Raw genomic sequence first — 6,022 nt, forward strand, 5'->3', positions numbered from 1 at the left:
AACTCGTTGCCATACCGGCTTTGACCAGGCACGCGCTGAACTTCTAGCAATGTTCACAACCACCGACTAAACAACGGCATCTACAAGAAATGGTTTTTCTATTTACACAAATTTCTTGACGCTACCGATGGACAATTTGAAACAGTGGATATTTTCCTAGATTCATTGTTACCAATGTTAAAAATACATAAGCTCATCGAAGAAGCAGATGATGTTGTTTTGTTGCGACATCATGAATTATATATGAGAAGTGTTACTCAACGAGACACGTTATACGATGTTATGAAGGATAATCGTTCACGAACTTCAAGTGAAATACGAGCATTTAAACAAATGATTCAAAGGCTTACTTCTGAAGAGCCTTTTTGGTCGTTATCTCCTCTGCATAGTAACAGGGACCACTATGTACATTTAGGACATGATAATTTGCCACCCTATGGGCATTGTCTAGCGGAGTCTTGCAAAAGGGATAGGATTGTAATATCGTTTCAACATAATGCATATAAAGAAGATAGTTTAGAAATCTTAAAGAATAAGTCTTCGATAGTTATTATTAACTCAACTTTCGCAGAGCCAAAATCGGGTTAATGGCAAGTGCAGCATGAGTTTGTGATCGATTAGATCGAATGCTTGACGACATAGAAAAACACCGCTTCGTTTGGTAAGGTAAGAGTGTCGAATTCCACACTACCAAACAGAAGAGGTGTCCTCTATATGATAGAGCAAAAGCAACCATTCGATCAACTGCCAAACGGCCGAATTGAACGCATGGGAGACAGCCAAGACGTTCTATGCCTATTTGGATGGGTGTCTGCTGCATGCTAATTTGTATCGTGAACCGCTTGACGCCTCCATCATGGCGAAAGTTTTCCTGGGATTGCTGCATCAACCGACAAAGCCGAACCATTGAGAAAATCACTCTTCTATCTTGTTGACGATCCATACATGTAGAGTGTCTAATATTGATGGTGCGTAAAGACGGAGATGTGACACTATTGCTCAAATGAATTATCCAAGAAATTGAGACCTTATGTTCAGAAAGGCAAATGTTAATTACTCAAATGAAGCCATCGCAAAAAATCCAGCATATTGCGTGATTTAGTAAATACTGGAATATTATCCCTTTCTACGGTAACATCAATAAACTACTACTTGAGGAGGGGATTTTTATATCAATCAAATCATGTCCAGCATGGATGCAACCTGCACTGGAGCAACGGTTTCATGAGCATGCGAAGACTGTTAGCCAAGGAAAAGATATAGTTGCGTTGATTGAGAGTCAGTATTCGTTCGATCAACTATTAAAACAGCAACTGAGCTACGACCAGTTTCGGATCATTCTTGAATGGGAATCTGCTCTGAACTACCGCAATGCTATGGAAAAAGAAGCCATGTATGTTGCAGGATTCCGAGACGGGATGGCGAATGTAAAGGAGTTGCAAGAATTCATCTCAGGATAAAAAATATTGGAGTGGGAGCCGACCACAGCTTCCACTCCATTATGTGATTATTCAGAGTCGCCCAGCTTTTTCAGATCGGCTTCAACAAGTCTTAAGAAACTGGAAGGGTTTATCTGGAGAGCATCACAAAGTTGAAAGATCTTGGTGACGGATGGTTCGTTTTTTCCGACCTCGATCATTGATATGTAAGAACGGTCAACTTCGCGCAATCCAGCTAGATCCTCTTGGCTGAGTCCTCTATCTATTGGCAAGCCTTTTATATATTACCTTGCAGCCTGTCTGGGATTAAGGCGGGAAGAGATTACAGGGTTGCGTTGGGAATATGTTGATCTGGAGAAACGTAGACTTCACATCGTAAAAGTTCGCACAGCCGCTGGGAAGGACAATAATGTAGTAAAAGAACCGAAGACTGAGAAGAGCAAGCGGACAATACATATTGTTGATGAAGTCTATGATGTGTTGGTTGCCCATAAAGCTTGGCAAGAAAAGCAGAAGGAACTGCTTGGTGATCTGTACAATGATTCGGATTATGTGTTCGTTCGTGATGATGGGAAGCCATACAGAGTGAATTCTGTATCTGAACACTTCTTGGATTTTTTAAGAAAGCATGATTTTCCGAGAATCAGATTACATGATCTACGGCATACCTTTGCCAGTGTGATGTATGAGGCAGGCGTTGATTTAAAGGCAATATCCGAAATTATGGGTCACTCGGATATCGGTACAACAAGCAGGATATATACCCACATGTTCGATAACACGCACATAGAAGATGAGTGTCATGAGTAAGATTTTATCAAGTTAAGTTATCCGAAGGCGATGCTCCTAAGTTAAGGTGCATTCGCCTTTACTATTTCCCAAAGGTATAATGCATAGTGAACGCCATAGTACGAAATAATGAATGATGGATTCTGCTCCGATTCCTGTCCACTCCTTGTAGACAACTGTAGACGAAAGCCATAAATCTTGATAATAAGCGGTAAGAATCAATGGGACGAAATAAGAAATTGATCTTGAACAAAGCGTTACACAGCGGGACATCACGGGACATGGTAAGTAATGGCGGGAGATAGGGTACGCCTGTTCGACTCCCCTCGCCTCCATTAAAGTCAAAAGTCCAGACCTTAAGGTCTGGACTTTTGCTTTACATAGAATTGCAAGAGGGGTCGAACCCAGGGTTCAGTCCCGCGCGCAGGTAGCGAGTGAATTACATCTGTGATAATGCCAACAGCGAAGGAGCACGGCGTCTATTTCTACCGCTAAGGTTTGCATACATGAATCACTTCTTCGGTAAGTTAATCAAGAAATGGACACTCCCCTGGCTTTCACCATGATGAACACCACCCGCATGAGGACGGTGCTTTTGTTTGTCATTTATGCAACATGATGCAGTGAGCTTCAATAATCGAAACCATCTCTTGAAAATGAAAACGATGATTGACCATATCTACAGTAAAATCCTCGGCTTTTTTTGTATCCATTTTAAAGTGTAGACCATTATATCGCAGGAATATTACCAATGCTGTAAAAGCAGTTCGTTTATTTGCATTGTGAAATGGATGATTTTGACCAAGTGATTCGAACAAAGCTGCGGCTTTTTCGAAAATAGTAGAATAAGCATCTTCGCCAAAGGCAGAAGATTGAGGTCGATGGACGGCCGATTCGATCAATCCAGATTCTTTAACCCCAATTTGTTCCCCCGGGCTATATCGTTGTATCATGGCTACATTAATTGCTATTACTTCTTGGACGGATAAATAGCGGATGGATGTCATCTGTCTTTAAGTCCTCGAAGCGTTTGATCGTATTCTTCAATGACATTCGTCAAAGTATCCATGAAGTCTGCACTTATTCCCTCAGGTAAGGAGACCTTTGTTGACTTCTTAATTATTATTTCTCCTGATTCAGGGTTAACATCTATGCTGACAATATCGCCTTGATCCAATCCAATTTGCTTCAAAGCGTCAGTCATGGTTATGCCTAAGCTGTTTCCAAATTTGGTCACTTTTCTTTCCATTTCAACCATCCTATTCATAGAACTTCTCTCCTTATCATTATATTCAATCGTTATAACAATTATACAGTTATATAGTGTGAACTCAACCTATTTAAAGTTGTGAGGTGTTACTTTATTAAAAATACTATTTATTCCAGCGGGCAGCATGGTGTCGTCTACTTCATCAATGCAAAAGCCAAATAAATGGCAAGCAATAGCGGTCTGTATTCCTAAATTAATAGCAGCTTCTATAAAGTGAATTTATTGCGCGAGTAGTAGAACGAAGGGGATAGCTAGTGACGGAAAATGTGATCCGCAGTTTGTTGTGCATGCTATGATTTATAGTATGTACTATATATATGGGAATTTGGACCTGCACCACAATTCCTTTTTTTACTAGTATTTTTAGAAATGTAAGAGGAAATAGTAAAATTCTTGTCGAAATTTAAATAAGTTAATTTTTGGAATATATAGTGAAGGTGATTTAGTGGCGAGGCAAAAATATTATGTTGTTTGTTTGGATAGGACGAAAGCCGGGGATATATACGACTTGGCCTGAATGTCAGGAGCAGGTTAATAAATATTTTGAAGCAAAATATAAATCATTTAGTTCTAAAAAAGAGGCAGAGCAGGCGTTGAATGATGGCTGGGAAATGCACTGGGGAAAAAAGAATGCAGAAACAAAGCCAGTTCGAGAACAAACAGATTTATTTGGTGGAGATGTCATTGAAAACATTGATATGGATAGTATAAGTGTCGATGTCGGTTGTAGCGGTAACCCCGGTATCGTGGAATACAAAGGAGTAGATACAAAAACAGGTGAAATCCTTTTTATCATGGATCTATCCAAAAAGGAACAAACAATCTGGGTGAATTCATTGCTATTGTACACGGATTAGCGTATTTGAAGAAAAAGGGAAGTAATAAGACCGTTTATTCCGATTCCAAGACCGCACTTAGTTGGATAAAAAGGAAACAAGTTGGCTCTAATCTCGAGAGAGATCAAACAACGAAAGAAATATGGGATCTTGCCGATAGAGCGGTCAAATGGCTCCAATCAAACACATATGAGAATAAAGTATTGAAGTGGCATACTGAAGCTTGGGGCGAAATAAAAGCAGACTTTGGCAGGAAATGATTACTTCATCGACTAGGGAGGCACCCTGATGGCATACATGATACCGGAAACCATTCCAAGGAAAGCTACTGCTGGTGAACGAACTTTATTCGGCACGCTTAAAGATCATTTACCTGATGATTATATTGTTTACTATGAACCAGATATCAACGGCAGACATCCTGATTTTGTAATCATCGGGCCAGATTTGGGTTTAGTTGTTCTTGAAGTGAAAGACTATAACGTTAATACCCTTCATGAACTTTATCCAGATGAATGGAGAATATATAGCAGTGCTGGCACGCTTGAGACGGTTAAAAATCCATATAAACAAGCTAGAGAGAATACATTTCATGTTGTGAATTTATTAAAGAAAGACAAGAACCTCATTCAACTAGGTGGTCAGTTTCATGGTCACCTTAAGTTTCCCTACGGTTTTGGAGCTGTATTTACGAGGCTAAAACAAACACATATTGTTAAACATCAATTACATCGAGTTATTCCTATGAATTTTATGCTAACTCGTGATGAGATTGATCCGGAAGATGAAGCATTTTCCGAAGATCATTTGATTGAAAAAATCCTAGGGATGTTCACCGTATTTAATCGAAAGGTAAACATTCTGTCAGATGCGGATATTCAAGCCATACGATATCACCTGTTCCCTGAAGTGAGAATTAGTGCGGAGTTCAAAGAGCCGACTTATTACCAAGACCAACTATTGCTTTCGATGCACAATATTAAAGCCATGGATTTGCACCAAGAAAGTTTAGCAAAGCAAATTGGAGACAAGCATCGCCTTATTAGAGGTGTTGCGGGGAGTGGTAAAACATTAATTCTGGCTAGCAGGGCCAAAATGCTATTAAAAGAAAATCCTGATTGGAAGATACTCGTGCTTTGTTATGCCATACCGCTTTCGCGGAATCTAAGAAGGATTATAGATCATATGATCGATGAACCTGAAGACTTGTTTGATTTTGTATCTGGAGAGGCAAACAGTCAATTGCATGAGCACCGCAGTAAGATTGAGGTATACACGTTCCATGAGTGGCTTATGAAGACTTTGAAAATTAAGGATACTGACATACCTTTAATCATTGAAAAATTAGAACGGAAAGAGGCCATATTGCCTACATATGATGCTATTCTGATTGACGAAGGACAGGATTTCGAACCAGAATGGTTGAGGTTATTAACACATGTATTAAACCCAGACACTCAATCTCTATTGCTTGTAGAAGATCGGGCTCAAAACATATTTAAACGAAAAATTAGTTTGGCCCAAAATGTAGGCCTCGATTTTAGAGGACGTTCAAAGATATTAACTCAACTTTCGCAGCTTGGAATAGGCAGATAAGCCTTGATGTAATTGGGTAAAGCAGAGATCCATTGCTGTAATTGACACTGAATCAGAGTGGAAAGCTTTTTCCCTGCTTTTGAAGCGACTTC

The 6,022-nt window shown here is 39.7% G+C and carries 5 protein-coding genes and 2 pseudogenes; 4 read left to right on the plus strand and 3 right to left on the minus strand.

The genetic code is table 11. The features are described 5' to 3' along the window. Nucleotides 1-1,196: 1,196 nt before the first annotated feature. The gene (locus tag ACFPXP_RS04625; RefSeq protein ID WP_379892832.1) at nt 1,197-1,460 is read left to right on the plus strand and encodes a hypothetical protein; all 264 of its coding nucleotides are present in this window, start codon (nt 1,197-1,199) and stop codon (nt 1,458-1,460) included. A gap of 47 nt (nt 1,461-1,507) precedes the next feature. Here ACFPXP_RS04625 and ACFPXP_RS04630 read toward each other — a convergent pair whose 3' ends face one another. Continuing rightward, entirely contained in the window at nt 1,508-1,711 is a 204-nt protein-coding gene (locus ACFPXP_RS04630; RefSeq protein WP_379892834.1) for a helix-turn-helix domain-containing protein, read from the minus strand. Nucleotides 1,712-1,718: 7 nt separating this feature from the next. On the opposite strand from ACFPXP_RS04630, the gene ACFPXP_RS04635 reads away from it, so the two are divergent. Beyond that, on the plus strand, nt 1,719-2,249 hold the full coding sequence (locus ACFPXP_RS04635) for a site-specific integrase (protein ID WP_379892840.1): 531 nt from the start codon (nt 1,719-1,721) through the stop codon (nt 2,247-2,249). Between the two features lie 581 nt (nt 2,250-2,830). Here ACFPXP_RS04635 and ACFPXP_RS04640 read toward each other — a convergent pair. Both ACFPXP_RS04640 and ACFPXP_RS04645 read right to left on the minus strand, forming a co-directional pair. Beyond that, on the minus strand, nt 2,831-3,235 hold the full coding sequence (locus ACFPXP_RS04640) for a type II toxin-antitoxin system death-on-curing family toxin (RefSeq protein WP_379892836.1): 405 nt from the start codon (nt 3,233-3,235) through the stop codon (nt 2,831-2,833). After that, on the minus strand, nt 3,232-3,495 hold the full coding sequence (locus tag ACFPXP_RS04645; RefSeq protein WP_379892838.1) for an AbrB/MazE/SpoVT family DNA-binding domain-containing protein: 264 nt from the start codon (nt 3,493-3,495) through the stop codon (nt 3,232-3,234). The genes ACFPXP_RS04640 and ACFPXP_RS04645 overlap by 4 nt, the downstream gene beginning before the upstream one ends. Before the next feature lie 467 nt (nt 3,496-3,962). Here ACFPXP_RS04645 and ACFPXP_RS04650 point away from each other — a divergent pair. Both ACFPXP_RS04650 and ACFPXP_RS04655 read left to right on the plus strand, forming a co-directional pair. Further along, nucleotides 3,963-4,594 (plus strand): annotated as a pseudogene (locus ACFPXP_RS04650) (ribonuclease H1 domain-containing protein). Between the two features lie 28 nt (nt 4,595-4,622). Next, a pseudogene (locus tag ACFPXP_RS04655) lies at nt 4,623-5,900 on the plus strand (UvrD-helicase domain-containing protein); the annotation flags it as partial. Nucleotides 5,901-6,022 lie beyond the last annotated feature (122 nt).

This window comes from Marinicrinis lubricantis (genome assembly GCF_042658665.1).
Classification (GTDB): Bacteria; Bacillota; Bacilli; order Paenibacillales; family KCTC-33676; genus Marinicrinis; species Marinicrinis lubricantis.